At 71.6% G+C, this 16,385-nt stretch carries 9 protein-coding genes and 1 pseudogene; 4 read left to right on the forward strand and 6 right to left on the reverse strand.

What is annotated here, in order from left to right:
- Positions 1-399: 399 nt before the first annotated feature.
- Together RM609_RS15105 and recD2 are read right to left on the reverse strand one after the other, a co-directional pair.
- Entirely contained in the window at positions 400-1,689 is a 1,290-nt protein-coding gene (locus RM609_RS15105) for a citrate synthase (protein WP_126914237.1), read from the reverse strand.
- Between the two features lie 169 nt (positions 1,690-1,858).
- The gene (gene recD2 / locus RM609_RS15110; RefSeq protein WP_311611219.1) at positions 1,859-4,087 is read right to left on the reverse strand and encodes an SF1B family DNA helicase RecD2; all 2,229 of its coding nucleotides are present in this window, start codon (positions 4,085-4,087) and stop codon (positions 1,859-1,861) included.
- Between the two features lie 362 nt (positions 4,088-4,449).
- Here recD2 and RM609_RS15115 point away from each other — a divergent pair.
- Positions 4,450-5,232: pseudogene (locus tag RM609_RS15115) on the forward strand (sugar phosphate isomerase/epimerase family protein); the annotation flags it as partial.
- On the opposite strand, the gene RM609_RS15120 reads toward RM609_RS15115, so the two are convergent.
- Positions 5,114-6,112: an EamA family transporter gene (locus tag RM609_RS15120; protein ID WP_311611220.1), complete on the reverse strand. Its 999-nt coding sequence runs from the start codon at positions 6,110-6,112 to the stop codon at positions 5,114-5,116. The pseudogene RM609_RS15115 and the gene RM609_RS15120 overlap by 119 nt on opposite strands.
- 111 nt (positions 6,113-6,223) lie before the next feature.
- On the opposite strand from RM609_RS15120, the gene RM609_RS15125 reads away from it, so the two are divergent.
- The 3 genes from RM609_RS15125 to RM609_RS15135 all read left to right on the forward strand — a co-directional run bounded on the left by RM609_RS15125 (position 6,224) and on the right by RM609_RS15135 (position 8,778).
- Positions 6,224-7,129: a LysR family transcriptional regulator gene (locus RM609_RS15125; RefSeq protein ID WP_311611222.1), complete on the forward strand. Its 906-nt coding sequence runs from the start codon at positions 6,224-6,226 to the stop codon at positions 7,127-7,129.
- A gap of 46 nt (positions 7,130-7,175) precedes the next feature.
- Entirely contained in the window at positions 7,176-7,817 is a 642-nt protein-coding gene (locus RM609_RS15130; RefSeq protein WP_311611223.1) for a TetR/AcrR family transcriptional regulator, read from the forward strand.
- Positions 7,818-8,133: 316 nt separating this feature from the next.
- Positions 8,134-8,778 carry a hypothetical protein gene (locus RM609_RS15135; protein ID WP_311611225.1) on the forward strand — a complete coding sequence of 215 codons (645 nt, stop codon included), beginning with the start codon at positions 8,134-8,136 and terminating at the stop codon, positions 8,776-8,778.
- Positions 8,779-8,790: 12 nt separating this feature from the next.
- Here the strand turns inward: RM609_RS15135 and RM609_RS15140 are convergent, their stop codons facing one another.
- From RM609_RS15140 to kdpB, 3 genes are all read right to left on the reverse strand, one after another.
- Positions 8,791-10,221, reverse strand: a complete 1,431-nt coding sequence (locus RM609_RS15140) for a S28 family serine protease (protein ID WP_311611226.1) — start codon at positions 10,219-10,221, stop codon at positions 8,791-8,793.
- Between the two features lie 124 nt (positions 10,222-10,345).
- A complete protein-coding gene (locus RM609_RS15145; protein WP_311611228.1) occupies positions 10,346-14,104 on the reverse strand; it encodes an ABC transporter ATP-binding protein in 3,759 nt (1,252 codons plus the stop codon).
- A gap of 165 nt (positions 14,105-14,269) precedes the next feature.
- Positions 14,270-16,378 carry a potassium-transporting ATPase subunit KdpB gene (kdpB, locus tag RM609_RS15150; protein WP_311611229.1) on the reverse strand — a complete coding sequence of 703 codons (2,109 nt, stop codon included), beginning with the start codon at positions 16,376-16,378 and terminating at the stop codon, positions 14,270-14,272.
- Positions 16,379-16,385 lie beyond the last annotated feature (7 nt).

Raw genomic sequence — 16,385 nt, forward strand, 5'->3', positions numbered from 1 at the left:
CTTGCCCTTTTACACCCCTTATGCCAGGAGACCTAGATCACAGCGATTGGGAGGTAACCATCGTGGGGGGTCATTGGTCTAACCAGGCAGTGCTGGATCGTCTTGGGGGACGAACCGGCCACGCGTGGCCGGGGCACGTACCCGGGGAGCTTTGAGCGGCCCTCCCGTACGTACGCGTCCCGGCAGATCGCGTCCGCCGGCTCCCGGCCGGATCCCGTGGGGGGAATCCGTGCCGGGGCAGGGAAGCGCCTCGCTCCGACCCGTGGGGGGATCGGAGTCGGGGCGCTTTTCATCTTCATGGCATCGCCTACATGGCATCGCCTACGCGAAAAGGCGCCCCGCACCATCCGGTGCGGGGCGCCTTTCGTACGCCTGTGGAGCCTTCGCCAGGCCTTCCGGCTAGCGGCGCTCGACGGGGACGAAGTCGCGCTCGACGACGCCCGTGTAGATCTGGCGCGGGCGGCCGATGCGGGAACCCGGCTCCTTGATCATCTCGTGCCACTGGGCGATCCAGCCGGGCAGCCGGCCGAGCGCGAAGAGCACGGTGAACATCTCGGACGGGAAGCCCATGGCCCGGTAGATCAGACCGGTGTAGAAGTCCACGTTCGGGTAGAGGTTGCGCGAGACGAAGTAGTCGTCGTTGAGCGCGTGCTCCTCGAGCTTGAGCGCGATGTCGAGCAGCTCGTCGCTCTTGCCCAGCGCGGAGAGGACGTCGTGGGCGGCGGCCTTGATGATCTTCGCGCGCGGGTCGAAGCTCTTGTACACCCGGTGGCCGAAGCCCATCAGGCGGACGCCGTCCTCCTTGTTCTTCACCTTGCGGATGAAGGCGTCGACGTCGCCACCGGAGGCCTGGATGGACTCCAGCATCTCCAGGACGGCCTGGTTGGCACCGCCGTGCAGCGGGCCCCACAGGGCGTTGATGCCCGCGGAGATCGACGCGAAGAGGTTGGCCTGCGAGGAGCCGACCAGGCGCACGGTCGAGGTGGAGCAGTTCTGCTCGTGGTCGGCGTGGAGGATCAGCAGCTTGTCCAGGGCGCTGACGACAACCGGGTCCAGCTCGAACTCGGCGGCGGGCACCGAGAAGGTCATGCGCAGGAAGTTCTCGACGTAGCCGAGGTCGTTGCGCGGGTAGACGATCGGGTGACCGATCGACTTCTTGAACGCGTACGCCGCGATCGTCGGCAGCTTGGCCAGCAGCCGGATCGTCGAGAGGTGACGCTGCTTCTCGTCGAACGGGTTGTGGCTGTCCTGGTAGAAGGTCGACAGCGCGCTGACCACGGAGGACAGCATGGCCATCGGGTGGGCGTCACGCGGGAAGCCGTCGAAGAACCGCTTGACGTCCTCGTGCAGCAGCGTGTGCTGGGTGATCTCGCCCTTGAAGGTCGCCAGCTCGTCGACGGTGGGCAGCTCGCCGTTGATCAGCAGGAAGGCGGTCTCGAGGAACGAGCTCCGCTCGGCCAGCTGCTCGATCGGGTAACCGCGGTACCGCAGGATGCCCTGCTCACCGTCGAGGTAGGTGATCGCGGATTTATAGGCGGCCGTGTTGCCATAGCCGGAGTCCAGGGTCACCAGACCGGTCTGGGCACGCAGCTTGCCGATGTCGAAGCCCTTGTCGCCGACAGTGCTGTCGACCACCGGGTAGCTGTACTCGCCGTCCCCGTACCGCACTACTACAGAGTTGTCGCTCACGTCATCCCTCACCGACGTTGTGCCTCTTCTTCGAGGTGCCCTGACTACCCCTACCTTCCCCCATTTGGACGATGTACGTGCACTCGGGGTCGGCCATAGGGCCCAAGGACGGCACTCAGTGCCGCCCAGCCTGCCCATCCTGCCCCCTTCGCCCTGATTGGTAAACCGCTCAGAGACGAACACCACCTTCCGCGAGCCGGAAGTCCAGGGCCGTACAGCGCCGCCCCGCCGATACCGTGCGCACTGCCTGCCCCAGGGCACGCCGTGACCCCACTAGCACCACGAGCTTTTTCGCCCTGGTGACAGCGGTGTAAAGCAGATTGCGCTGAAGCATCATCCAGGCACTCGTGGTGACCGGGATCACCACCGCCGGGTACTCGCTGCCCTGGGAACGGTGGATGGTCACCGCGTAGGCGTGGGCGAGCTCGTCGAGCTCGTCGAAGTCGTAGCCGACCTCCTCGTCCTCGTCGGTGCGGACGGTCAGCCGCTGCTCGACGTCGTCCAGCGCCGTGACCACCCCGACCGTGCCGTTGAAGACGCCGTTCTCGCCCTTCTCGTAGTTGTTGCGGATCTGGGTGACCTTGTCGCCGACGCGGAAGACCCGGCCGCCGAAGCGGCGCTCGGGCAGGTCGGGGCGGGCGGGCGTGATGGCCTGCTGGAGCAGCCCGTTGAGGGTGCCGGCGCCGGCCGGGCCGCGGTGCATGGGGGCCAGCACCTGGATGTCGCGGCGCGGGTCGAGGCCGAATCTCGCGGGGATGCGCCGGGCCGCCACGTCCACCGTCAGCCGGCCCGCCTCCTCGGTGTCCTCCTCGACGAAGAGGAAGAAGTCCGTCATGCCCTGAGTGATGGGCTGCACACCGGAGTTGATGCGGTGGGCGTTGGTGACCACACCGGACTGCTGGGCCTGCCGGAAGATCCGGGTGAGCCGGACCGCCGGGACGGGACTGCCGGGGGCCAGGAGGTCGCGCAGCACCTCCCCGGCCCCCACCGACGGCAGCTGGTCCACATCGCCGACCAGCAGTAGATGCGCGCCCGGAGCGACGGCCTTCACCAGCTTGTTGGCCAGCAGGAGGTCCAGCATCGACGCCTCGTCGACGACCACCAGATCGGCGTCCAGCGGCCGGTCCCGGTCGTAGGCGGCGTCGCCGCCGGGCTTGAGCTCCAGCAGCCGGTGGACGGTGGAGGCTTCGGCGCCGGTGAGCTCGGAGAGCCGCTTGGCGGCCCGGCCGGTGGGCGCGGCCAGCACCACCTTGGCCTTCCTGGCCCGGGCCAGCTCCACCACGGACCGGACGGTGAAGGACTTGCCGCAGCCCGGGCCACCGGTGAGGACGGCGACCTTGCTGGTGAGCGCGAGCCGGACCGCCTCCTGCTGCTCGGGCGCCAGCTCGGCTCCCGTGCGCCCCGCGAGCCAGGCCAGGGCCTTGTCCCACTGGACGTCCCGGAAGGCCGCCAGACGGTCGTCCGAGGCCTTCAGCAGCCGCGTCAGCTGGGCGGCGAGGGAGAGCTCCGCGCGATGGAAGGGGACCAGGTAGACAGCGGTGACCGGCTCGCCGCCGTCGGGGCCCGGCACGGTCTCGCGGACCACTCCCGCGCCGTCCGGCCCGTCCTCCGCCAGCTCGGCCAGACAGTCGATGACCAGCCCGGTGTCGACCTGGAGCAACTTCACCGCGTCGGCGATCAGTTGTTCCTCGGGGAGGAAGCAGTGCCCCTGGTCGGTGGACTGGGACAGGGCGTGGCGCAGCCCGGCCTTGGCCCGCTCGGGGCTGTCGTGCGGGATGCCGACCGACTGGGCGATGCGGTCGGCGGTGAGGAAGCCGATGCCCCACACGTCGGCCGCCAGCCGGTAGGGCTGCTCGCGGACGACGGAGATGGAGGCGTCGCCGTACTGCTTGTAGATGCGCACGGCGATGGAGGTGGAGACGCCGACGCCCTGGAGGAAGACCATGACCTCCTTGATGGCCTTCTGTTCCTCCCATGCGGCCCCGATCGACCTGGTCCGCTTGGGGCCGAGGCCGGGCACCTCGATCAGGCGCGCGGGCTCCTTCTCGATGACGTCGAGGGTGTCCGTGCCGAAGTGACTGACGATGCGGTCGGCGATGCGCGGCCCGACGCCCTTGATCAGGCCGGATCCCAGATAGCGGCGGATGCCCTGGATCGTGGCGGGCAGGAGGGTGGTGTAGTTCTCCACGGTGAACTGCCTGCCGTATTGCGGGTGGGAGCCCCAGCGGCCCTCCATGCGCAGCGACTCGCCCGGCTGCGCGCCGAGCAGGGAGCCGACCACCGTGAGGAGGTCCCCGCCGCCGCGCCCGGTGTCGACGCGCGCGACCGTGTAGCCGCTGTCCTCGTTGGCGTAGGTGATCCGCTCCAGGACACCTTCGACCACAGCCAGTTGCACCATGCCCCGACGGTACCGCCGAGGACCGACAGGCGTTCGAGCCTGTGGATATCCGCCATTCCGCTTCTGTCGGGGCGTATGTGATCGCGCGTGTGTTTCGAACCGGGGCGCACGTGATTCGAGGGGCCCGGTCCGACGACCGGGCCCCTCGCGTTCCCCCCTGAACGGGCTTCCTCCGAATCCCCCCGGATCCCTCCCCGGGAAGCCCGATGTCCAATACGACCCTCGGAGGCCCCGTAGGGTTGCACCGATTTCAAGCTGTTATCCATCCGTTACTTACCGTAGGGAACCCCTGTTTGCCGTACACCCGTCTCCCTGACGACGCCGAGGCATTTCCCACGCCCTCACGGGGAAGCCCAAGAGGCATGAAGCTGGCCTTTTCGACCCTCGGCGTACCCGGGATGCCGCCCCGCGACGTGGTGCGGCTCGCCGCCACCTGCGGCTACGACGGCGTGGAACTGCGCGCCCACCCCGAGGAGCCCGTGCACCCGGGCGTCTCCGCCGCGCAGCGGGCCTCGGTGGCCATGGAGTTCGCGGACGCGGGCCTGACGGTCCTGGCTGTGGCCGGGTACGCCCGGGTGGCCGCCCCCGGGCCCGACGAGCCGGTGCTGGCCGAGCTCACCGAGCTGGTCCGGCTGGCGGGGGACCTCGGGGCGCCGTACGTACGGGTGTTCCCCGGCGGTGGCGATCAGCCCGTGGCGGAGGCCGACGCGGCGGCCGCCCGCAGGCTCGGCTCGATCGCCCCGCTCGCCGCCGACACGGGCGTCCGCGTACTGCTGGAGACCCATGACTCGCACCGGCGGGCCCAGGACGCCGTACGCGTGCTGGGGCCCGTGGGGCACCGCAGCGTGGGCGCCCTCTGGGACCTGCTGCACACCTGGCTGGGCGGCGAGGAACCGGCCGTCAGCCTCCCGGCGCTGGCCCCCCATCTGGGCTATGTGCAGGTGAAGGACGTCGCCTCGGCGGAGGACACCGCCCCGCTGCCGCTCGGGGCCGGGGTGCTGCCCCTGGGCGCCTGCGTCCGGGCCCTCAGCCGCGCGGGCTGGGACGGCTGGCTGAGCTGGGAGTACGAGAAGCGCTGGCATCCGCGGTCGGCCGACTTCCCTCAACTGGCGGGGGCGGGAGCGGAGTATCTGCGGGGACTGGTCGCCGCCGCCCCGCGAGCGACGTGAAGGACCGTCCCGCGAGCGAGGTGAGGGCAACTCCGCCCACGAGCAGCACCGCCGCGCACCAGCGCAGCGGGCTCACGCCCTCGCCCAGCAGCAGGGCCGCCGAGGACATGCCGAACACCGGGACCAGCAGCGAGAAGGGCGCGACGACCGACGCGTCGTAGGTGCGCAGCAGGTATCCCCACGCGCCGAATCCGAGCAACGTGCTCACCCAGGCGACGAACAGCAGGGCGCCGGCGCCGGTCCAGTCGAGCGAGCGCAGCGCCTCGGCGTCGGCGGCCGGCCCCTCGAACACGAGGGACAGCGCGAGCAGCGGCAGCACCGGGACGGTGCTGATCCACACGGTGAAGCGCAGGGCGTCGGCGGGCGCGGCCTTGCGGGTCAGGACGTTGGACACGCCCCAGAAGGCCGCCGCGCCCACGACCAGCGCGAAGCCGGTCAGCGGGCCGGAGGCCCCTTCGTCCACGGCGGCGACCGCGATTCCCGCCAGGGCCACGGCCATGCCCAGCAGCCTGACGCGGCCGGGGCGTTCGGCCAGGGCGAGCACGGCGAAGAGGGCGGTGAAGACCGCCTGGGCCTGGAGCACCAGCGAGGACAGCCCGGTGGGCATCCCGGCGTGCATACCGACGAACAGCAGCCCGAACTTGCCCACCCCGAGCGCCAGCCCCACCCCGATGATGTACCGCCACTTCACCGGAGGCCGACCGGCGAAGAAGACGGCGGGGACCGCCGCCGCGAGGAAGCGCAGCGCGCAGAAGAGCAGGGGCGGGAAGTGGGCGAGGCCGACGTGGATGACGACGAAGTTGACGCCCCAGAGGGCGGCGACAGAGACGGCCAGGGCGAGGTGCTGAGGACGCATGTGACGAGAATCCGATGCGACGACCATGTAGCACCAGCACACGTTTCTTCATGATGGGATTCAGTGACGCTCAACAATGAGGGGCGCTCAACAATGAGGGGTCGGAAGACCATGCTGGATCTGTCCCGGCTGCGCGCGCTGCACGCCGTCTCCGTGCACGGCTCCGTCAGCGCGGCCGCCATCGCCCTGGGCTACACGCCCTCGGCCGTGTCGCAGTCGATAACCAAGCTGGAGCGGGAGACCCGCACCACCCTGCTGGAGCGCAAGGGGCGCGGGGTCGCGCTGACCGACGCGGCGGTCCGGCTGGCTCAGACGGCGCACGAGCTGCTGTCACTGGTCGAACGGGCGGAGACCGAGCTGGAGGAGCGGCGCGGGCTGCCGACGGGCCGGCTGACGATCGGGGCGTTCGCGTCGGCCGCGCGCGGCCTGCTCCCCGGCGTCCTGGCCGCGCTGGCCCAGGCCCACCCCTCTCTGGACACCCGGCTGACCGAGGTCGACCCGCACCTGTCCGTCGGGCTCGTGGAGCGGGGGGTGCTCGACCTGACCGTCACGTTCGAGTGGGACATCTCGCCGCTGCCCGCGCCGGACGGCCTGGAGCGGCTGCGGATCGGCGCCGACCTCTGCGACGTCCTGGTCCCCCGGGGCCACGCGCTGGCCGGATACGCCCGGCTGTGCCACGCGGACCTGGAGGGGGAGCGCTGGGTCGGCCAGCCGCCCGGCACGGTCTGCCACGACTGGCTCGTACGGACCCTGCGCGCGTCCGGGGACGAGCCGGACCTCGCCTATCAGGCCGCCGAGAACCACACCCACGTCGCGCTCGTCGCGGCGGGCCTGGGCATCGCCGTGGTCCCGCGGCTCGGGCGCGGCCCGCTGCCCCCGGAGGTCGTGGCGCTCCCCCTGGAGCCCGTGCCCGTACGTCACCTGTTCGCCTACTGGCGCAAGGGCGCGGCCCGGCGCCCCGCGATCCGCGAAACGCTGCGCATGCTGCGGGAGCAATGGCCGGACCGATCGTTTTGAGCAACCGCTCAAAACGTATGATGAACGCTCTTCGAGGGGGCGGCGGATGACAGTGGAGACCAAGGAACGGCTGATCACCGCGGCGGGCACGGTCCTGCGCACCCAGGGCTACGGCAAGGCCAGCGCGCGGACGATCGCCAAGGAGGCCGGGGTCAACTCGGCGTTGGTCTTCTACCACTTCGGCGGCGTCGACCCCCTGCTGTTCGCCGCTCTCGACCGCTCCTCCGCCGAGCGGATGACGCGCCACACCGCCACCGTCGCGGACGCGCGCACGCTGGAGGAGCTCGCCGAACGGGCCACCCGCATCTACCGCGACGACCTGGAGGGCGGCCACATCACCCTGCTCTCCGAGCTGGTCGCGGCGGCCGTGGCCAAGCCGGAGCTGCGTGAGGAGATCAGGGTCCGGGTCGAGCCGTGGATGGCGTTCATGGAGGAGACCCTGGAGCGGGTCATCGGCGGCACCCCCCTCGCCCGGCTCACCCCGCCGCGCGACCTGGCCAACGCCGCCGTCGTCTTCTACCTCGGGGTGAACCTCTTCACGGTGCTGGACGCCGACCGCACCCGGACGGAATCGGTCTTCTCGATGGTCCGCCGGCTCGCGCCCCGCGCGGGGCTGCTGGCCCGGCGCGTCCCCGTGCGGTTCGGCAGGGCACGAGGCTTCGGCAGGGCGCGGCGCCGGGCCCGCTAGGCGCCGGGCCCGCCGGCCCGGTGCGCCGCGGCGCGGAACCGCTCCGGCGCGCGGCCCGTCCAAGAGGCGTGCTGCCGCCGGTCCCCGCAGAGCGGTACCGGCCCCGCCGTACCGACGGCGCGGGCCACTCCCTCTCCGCCGCCTGTGGCCGGTAGCGCGCCGTCGCCGGTGACACCCCCTCTACCGCGCCGGTGGCGGACGCCGGCGGGCGGGAGCGGGGCGCGCGGTCACCCTCCGCAAACCCTCCCGCACGCCTGGCGTGCGCCGGTGGCCGTCGGGTAACTCTGGACGCTCGCTCGGTGGGTTGGGGGAGATCATGCGCCATCGCGCGCTACCGAAGGCGCTGTTCGCTCTCGCCATGCTGTGCGGGTCCGGGGCGCTCGCCGGCTGTCAGCTCCAGGAGGGGAACCCAGGAGCGGAGATCGTCACCCAGGGCGAACAGGCCGGGCAGGGCGCGCTCGAGCGGGCCGAGCCGGGCCGGAGCGCCACTTTCCTGGGTCAGGGGTCGTGCGCGGGCCGGGGCAGGACGACGGCCTTCACCGAGCTGGACTGCGCGGACGAGCGCGCCACCGCCAGTGTCCTCGCCCGCTACTACGGCCCGCGGGAGGACGGTCCGCGCTGCCCCGACAGCACCGATTTCGTGCTGCACATCACGGCGGTGAACACCGGCACGTCGGAGTCGGAGAGCGCCCCCGAGGGCTACGCCTGTATGCGCGATCTGCGTCCGCCGCACCCGGGCGACCCGGGCATGGGCGGCGGCCCGCTGACGGTGGCGGGCGACTGCGTGTACACCGAGCGGCACGGGGTCGTGAAGGAGACGGCCTGCGAAGGATCACGGGGCCACGCGCCGGAGTTCCGGGTGGACTCCACGGTGCGCACGCGGGAGGACTGTCCGCCCTCGACGGACCTGTATGTACAGGTGGGCGGCGGGCGCCCCGTGGGGTGCGCCCGCCGCCTCTAGACCGTCAAGCCGTTACGGCCGGAGCGTGGACTGCCGCTCCATGGTCTGCTGGTCGAGCTTGGCGTTGAAGGGCGCCAGCGGCTTGGCCTGCTTGTCGTCCTTCTGGACGGCCGCGGGCGCGACACCCGCCCAGCGCAGCACCTCGGCCGTGGCCACCGTCCGCTCGTCGGCGACGAGCTGGGAGATGTTGGAGCCGTGGTTGCCGCCCGGGGCGTAGAAGCGGTAGTCGTGGCGGGCCGCGGCGTTCCTGCCGAGGCGGAACGGCTCCGAGCTCCACGGGTCGTTCTGCCCGTAGACGAACAGCATGTTCCTGCTCTCCTCGCGCACCCAGCGGTCGACGTCCGCCATGGCGCCCGGCCGGAACTTCATCGGGATGTCACGCGGCACATAGGTGCGCGGCTTGTAGCTGTCGGGGTACCGCAGCAGGCCCTTGAGGTTGGCGAACTTGGGGCTCGGGGAGCCCAGTTCGGTGCCCGCCTGGTAGTAGTACGGCGTGAACTTCTCCAGACCCTGGTCGGTGTAGCCGTCGAAGCCGGAGATGTCGTCGATGAACTTGTACAGCTCGTCCGTCGACGCCTTGGTGGCGGGCACGGTCTTGCAGTCGCTCTGGAGGTGGTACTGCCAGAACGCCCACACCAGGTCCATGACGACGTTCTCGTAGGCCTTGTCGGCGCTGCCCACGGTCTTGAAGGTCTTGCCGTTCTCGCCGGCCCACTTCTGGTAGCGGCCGACGATCTCACCGCGGCGGACAAGGGCCTCGCGCTGCACCGAGTTCAGCTGGGTGCGGCAGGCCTGGTCGCCGACGGTCGCGAAGAACCGGTCGTAGGCGGAGTCCTCGTCGTTGACCACGTCGTTGGGCGCGACGTAGGCGACGGTGCCGTTCATGTCCTTGGGGAAGAAACGGCGGTAGTACGTCGCCGTCATGCCGCCCTTGCTGCCGCCGGTGGCCAGCCAGTTCTTGTCGTAGACCGGCTTGAGGGCCGCGAAGAGGCGGTGCTGGTCGCTGGCGGCCTGCCAGATGTCGAGCTTGGACCAGTCGGCGGGCTGCGGCCGGGACGGGGTGAAGAAGCGGTACTCCATCGACACCTGGTTGCCGTCGACGATCCGGGTCGGCTCGCTGCGCGACGGAGTGGTGTTGACGTTGTAGCCGGAGGTGTAGAAGACCGTCGGCCGGTCGGTGTTCTTGTGCAGCAGCGTGAAGCGCTGCGCGAAGGTGCCCTTCGACGGGTTCCGGTGGTCGACCGGCTGCTGATAGGTCATCACGAGGTAGCGGTAGCCCTCGTAGGGCTTCTCCTCGACGAAACTCATCCCCGGGATCTTCAGGACGCGTTCCTTGATGTCCGGCTCGGTGGCGGTCCCCGCCGCCCCCGCCGCCGCGCTGCCGGCGCCGACCGTGCCGATGGACATGGTCAGCGCCAGCAGGAATCTGACGGCCTTGCGCATACACCCTCCCCTGGTTCGCAAAAGTCGCCGCGAACCTACCGGGGGCAACATCCGCCACGCCAGAGTCAACCCAGGGTGACCTTGCTCCCTCTCTCCGGGCTCCCCTCCCGCGCCGGGCGGTACATCAGGCCGCGACGGCCTCGCCCGTGAACGTCCGCCACAACTCCGCGTACCGTCCGTCCAGCGCCAGCAGTTGGGCGTGGGTGCCGTCCTCGACGACCCGGCCGCGGTCCAGGACCACCACACGGTCCGCGCGCGCGGCGGTCGTCAGGCGGTGCGCCACCACCAGCGTCGTACGGCGCCCGGCCAGCCGCTCCGTGGCCCGGTTGACCAGCGCCTCGGTGGCCAGGTCCAGGGCGGCGGTGGCCTCGTCCAGCAGCAGGACGTCCGGGTCCACCAGCTCGGCGCGGGCCAGCGCGATCAACTGCCGCTGTCCGGCGGAGAGATTGCGGCCGCGCTCGGCGACCTCGTGGAGGTAGCCGTCGGTCAGCGTGGCGATCATCTCGTGCGCTCCGACCGCCCGCGCGGCCGCCTCGACCTCGGCGTCGCTCGCCTCCGGCCGCCCGTAGGCGATCGCGTCGCGCACGGTGCCCGGGAAGAGGTACGACTCCTGGGGGACGACGCCCAGGCGGTGCCGGTAGGAGACCGGGTCCAGCTCGCGCAGGTCGTGGCCGTCGACGAGGACGGCGCCGGAGACCGGGTCGTAGAACCGCGCGACCAGCTTCACGAGCGTGGACTTGCCCGCGCCCGTCTCGCCCACGAAGGCCACCGTCTGCCCGGCGGGGATGGTCAGCCGTATCCCGGCCAGCGCCTCGTCCTTCTCGCCCCCGTACCGGAAGCCGACATTGTCGAAGACGACCTGGCCCTTGAGCTCACGCACCTCGCGCGGCCGCTCGGCCACCGGCGTCGTCGTCGGCTCGCGCAGCAGCCCCTGCACCCGGCCCAGGGACACCGTCGCCTGCTGGTAGCCGTCGAAGACCTGGGAGAGCTGCTGGACGGGCGCGAAGAACAGGTCGATGTAGAGCAGGTACGCCACCAGGGCGCCCGTCGTCAGCGTCCCGTCGCCCACCCGGCCCGCGCCCACGATCAGCACGGCGGCCGCCGCGACGGACGACAGCAACTGGACGAACGGGAAGTACACCGATATCAGCCACTGGCCGCGCACCCGCGCCTGCCGGTACTCGGCGCTGCGGGCGGCGAACCGGCGGGCGCCGGACTCCTCACGGCGGAACGCCTGCACGACGCGCAGTCCGGCGACGCCCTCCTGGAGGTCGGCGTTGACGGCGCCGACGCGCTCACGGGCCAGCTCGTACGCCTTGACGCTCTGCCGGCGGAAGAAGACCGTGCCGAGGACCAGCGGCGGCAGCGTGGCGAAGACGACCAGGGCCAGCTGGACGTCGATGACGACGAGCGCGACGAGGATGCCGAAGAAGGTGAGGACGGAGACGACGGCGGTGACCAGACCGGTCTGGAGGAACGACGACAGGGCGTCGATGTCCGTCGTCATCCGCGTCATGATCTTGCCGGTGAGCTCGCGCTCGTAGTAGTCGAGGCCGAGCCGCTGGAGCTGGGCGAAGATCTTCACGCGCAGGGCGTAGAGGACGCGCTCACCGGTGCGCCCCGTCAGCCGGGTCTCGCCGACCTGTGCCGCCCACTGCCCGAGGACGACGAGCAGCGCGATCCCCGAGGCCGCCCAGACGGCGCCGAGCGCCAGGCGCTGGACGCCCTGGTCGATGCCGTGCCGGATCAGCACGGGCAGCAGCAGGCCCGCGAGCGCGTCGACGGCCACCAGCAGCAGGCTCACCGCCAGCGGCGCCCCGAAGCCGCTCAGCAGCTTCCGCAGCCCGTACGACTCCTCGGCCCGGGCGGCGCGCTCCTCGTCGACGTCCGGGGTGTCGTCGGCCGGGGGCAGCGCGGCCACCTTGGCGAGCAGCTCCGGCGTCGCGGTCGTCCCGGCGAGCGCGCCGTGCTCCCGCGCGGGGTCGTCGGTGTTCTTGCGGACCCACAGGTGCGGGGTGACGCCGTCGACGGGACGACGCTCCGCCTCGGCGTCCGTGCCGAGCGGGGCGACGGGCTCGGCGAGCCCGGTGGCGAGCGCCTCGCCACCGAAAACGGCGCCTGCCGGGTCCTGCGGGACGCCCGCCAGCTCGTCGGGGTCCGTCAGCAGCTCGCGGTAGCGCGCGCAGCGCGCCTCCAGCTCCTCCGCCGTGCCCACGTCGACGAGGCGTCCGCCGTCCAGGACGGCGATACGGTCGGCCAGGGCCAGGGTCGAGGCGCGGTGGGCGATCAGCAGGGTCGTACGGCCCGCCATGACCCCGCGCAGCGCCTCGTGGATCTCGTGCTCCACCCGGGCGTCGACGGCCGAGGTCGCGTCGTCGAGGAGCAGCAGCCGGGGGTCGGTGAGGATGGCCCGGGCGAGCGCGACGCGCTGGCGCTGGCCGCCGGAGAGGGTGAGGCCCTGCTCGCCGACCGTGGTGGCGTATCCGTCGGGCAGCGCGGAGATGAAGCCGTCGGCCTGGGCGGCCCGGGCGGCGGCCCGGATCTGCTCGTCCGTGGCGTCGGGGACGCCGTAGGCGATGTTGTCGCGGATGCTGTCGGAGAACAGGAAGCTGTCCTCCGGTACGAGCCCGATGGCGGCGCGCAGCGAGGGCAGCGTCAGCTCGCGGACGTCCTGCCCGCCGACGCGTACCGCGCCGCCGGTGACGTCGTAGAAGCGCGGCAGGAGCAGCGCGAGGGTGGACTTGCCGCTGCCGGAGGCGCCGACGACGGCGACGGTCTCGCCGGGCTCGATGCGCAGGGAGACGCCGTCGAGGACCGGGCGGCGGGGGTCGTAGCCGAAGGTGACGTCGTCGAACTCGACGGTGGCGGGGGCGTCCGCGGGCAGTTCGCGCGCGTCCGGGCGCTCCCGGACCGCCGGCTCGGTGTCGATGAGCTCCAGGACGCGCTCCACGCCGGCGCGGGCCTGCTGGCCGACCGTGAGGACCATGGTGAGCATCCGTACGGGGCCGACGAGCTGGGCGAGGTAGGTGGAGAAGGCGACGAAGGTGCCGAGGGTGACCTGGCCGCGGGTGGCCATCCAGCCGCCCAGGGCGAGCATGGCGACCTGGCCCAGGGCGGGCACGGCCTGGAGGGCCGGGGAGTAGCGGGAGTTCAGCCGGACGGCGCGCATCCGCCCGGCGAAGAGCCGGTGGCCGGCCTCGCGGAGCTTGCCGGCCTCCTGGGCCTCCTGGCCGAAGCCCTTGACGACGCGTACGCCCGTGACGGCGCCGTCCACGACACCCGCGACGGCGGCGGCCTGGCCCTGGGCGTACCAGGTGGCGGGGAAGACCTTGACGCGGCTGCGCTGGGCGAGGAACCAGAGGGCGGGTGCCACGGCGAGCGCGACGACGGTGAGCAGCGGGGAGAGGGCGACCATCACGGCGAGCGAGATGACGAAGAGGAGGATGTTGCCGATCATCATCGGCAGCATGAACAGCAGGCTCTGCACGAGCTGGAGGTCGCTGGTGGCCCGGCCGACGACCTGGCCGGTGGAGAGCTCGTCCTGCCGCTTGCCGTCGAGGCGGGCGATGGCCGCGTGCATCTCGGTCCGCAGGTCGTGCTGGACGTCGAGGGCGAGCCGGCCGCCGTAGTAGCGGCGGACGTAGGTGAGGCCGTAGACCACCAGCGCCGCGACGATCAGAAGGATCGCCCAGGGGGTGAGGGGGCGCTGGTGGCTGCCTATGACGTCGTCGATGATGAGCTTGGGTATGAGGGGGACGAGCGCCATGACGGCCATCCCGGCGAGGGAGGAGCCGAGCGCCAGCAGCACCGCATCGCGGTAGCGCCAGCAGTACCCTGCGAGCCGCCTGGCCCAGCCCTGCCCGGTCGATTCCGTCGCGGCCACCCGAGACCTCCGCTGTCTCCCGCTCCCTGTTCTGACGGAAGCCCCCAACGCTCTGGGCTGCGGATTTCATCCCGCTGCAATGAAACGGGCATGTTTTCGGGCGCCCGGAGGGGGCGCGCGGCGTCCTGTGGCGCGCGCTCCTCACCCGGGTACGGCGTATGCCCGTCACATGCCGGGGACGAACTGGAGCAGCAGATCGATGAGCTTGATGCCGAGGAACGGGGCGATCAGCCCGCCCAGGCCGTAGACGCCGAGGTTGCGGCGGAGGAGCGCGTGGGCGGACGAGGGGGCGTAGCGCACGCCGCGCAGGGCGAGCGGGATGAGGGCGATGATCACGAGCGCGTTGAAGACGATCGCGGAGGCGATGGCGGAGGTCGGGCTGTGGAGGCCCATGACGTTGAGCTTCTCCAGGCCCTCGTAGCCGGCCACGCCGCCGAACATGGCGGGGACGATCGCGAAGTACTTGGCGACGTCGTTGCAGATGGAGAAGGTGGTGAGCGCCCCTCGGGTGATCAGCAGCTGTTTGCCCACCTCGACGATCTCGATGAGCTTGGTGGGGTTGGAGTCCAGGTCGACCATGTTCCCGGCCTCCTTGGCGGCGGAGGTGCCGCTGTTCATGGCCACGCCGACGTCGGCCTGGGCGAGGGCGGGGGCGTCGTTGGTGCCGTCGCCGGTCATGGCGACGAGGCTGCCGCCCGCCTGCTCGGCCCGGATGCGGGCGAGCTTGTCCTCGGGGGTGGCCTCGGCGATGAAGTCGTCGACGCCGGCCTCGGCGGCGATGGCCTTGGCGGTGCGCGGGTTGTCGCCGGTGACCATGACGGTCTTGATGCCCATGGCGCGGAGTTCGGCGAATCTCTGGGCGATTCCGGGTTTGACGACGTCCTTCAAATGAACGGCGCCCAGGACCCGGATGCCGTCCGGGTCCTCGACCGCGACCAGCAGCGGGGTGCCGCCTTCCGCCGCGATGTGGTCGGCGATCCAGTGGGCCTCCTCGGGCACCTGTCCGCCGCGCCGGGCGACCCACTCGGTGACCGCGCTCCCGGCGCCCTTGCGGATGCGGCAGAAGTCCTCCTCGAAGGAGAAGTCCACCCCGCTCATCCGCGTCTGCGCGGAGAAGGGCACGAACCGGCCGTGGGCGAAGTCGCCGCTGTGGTGCTGGATCCCGTACTGCTTGGCGAGCTCGACGATGGAGCGGCCCTCGGGGGTCTCGTCGGCGAGCGAGGAGAGCTGGGCGGCGTCGGCGACGAGCTCGTGCGTGACGCCCTTGACGGGGATGAAGGCGGCGGCCTGCCGGTTGCCGTGGGTGATGGTGCCGGTCTTGTCCAGCAGCAGGGTGCTGACGTCGCCCGCCGCCTCGACGGCGCGGCCCGACAGCGCGATGACGTTGCGCTGGACGAGCCGGTCCATGCCGGCGATGCCGATGGCGGAGAGCAGCGCGCCGATGGTCGTGGGGATCAGGGTGACCAGCAGGGCGACGAGCACGGTGATGCTCTGCGGGGCGCCCGACCAGCTCGCCATGGGCTGGAGCGACACCACCGCCAGGATGAAGATCACGGTGAGCGAGGCGAGCAGGATGTTGAGCGCCAGCTCGTTGGGGGTCTTCTGCCGGCTGGTGCCCTCGACCAGGGCGATCATGCGGTCGAGGAAGGTGTTGCCGGCGCGGGAGGTGATCCGTACGACGATCCGGTCGGAGAGCACCGTGGTGCCGCCGGTGACACCGGCCCGGTCGCCGCCGGCCGCGCGGATCACCGGCGCGGACTCGCCGGTGATCGCCGATTCGTCCACGGCCGCGACGCCGTCGACGACCTCGCCGTCGCCGGGCACGAGCTCGCCGGCCTCGACGACCACGAAGTCGTAGGGCCGCAGTTCCGCGGCCGGGACCCGCTCTTCCTCCCAGTCGCGGCGGTCCATGCTCACCCGCCAGGTGCGCAGCCGCCGGGCCACGGTGGTGCCCCGGGTGCGCCGCAGCGACTCGGCCTGGGCCTTGCCCCGGCCCTCGGCGACGGCCTCGGCGAGATTGGCGAAGACGACGGTGAGCCAGAGCCAGACGCTGATCAGCCAGGTGAAGACGGACGGGTCGAGGACGGCGGAGAGCGTGGTGAGGACGGAGCCGACCTCGACGACGAACAGCACGGGGTGCCGGACCATCACCCGGGGGTGCAGCTTGCGGACGGCGTCCGGGAGACTGGCGACGAGCTGCTTGGGGTCGACGAGACCGCCGCCGACGCGGCGGTGGCGGTGGTGGGTGGCTCGTCCGGGGGCGCGGTACAGCATCTGGGGG

Origin of the sequence: Streptomyces hesseae (genome assembly GCF_031845785.1) — a bacterium.
Taxonomy (GTDB): domain Bacteria; phylum Actinomycetota; class Actinomycetes; order Streptomycetales; family Streptomycetaceae; genus Streptomyces; species Streptomyces hesseae.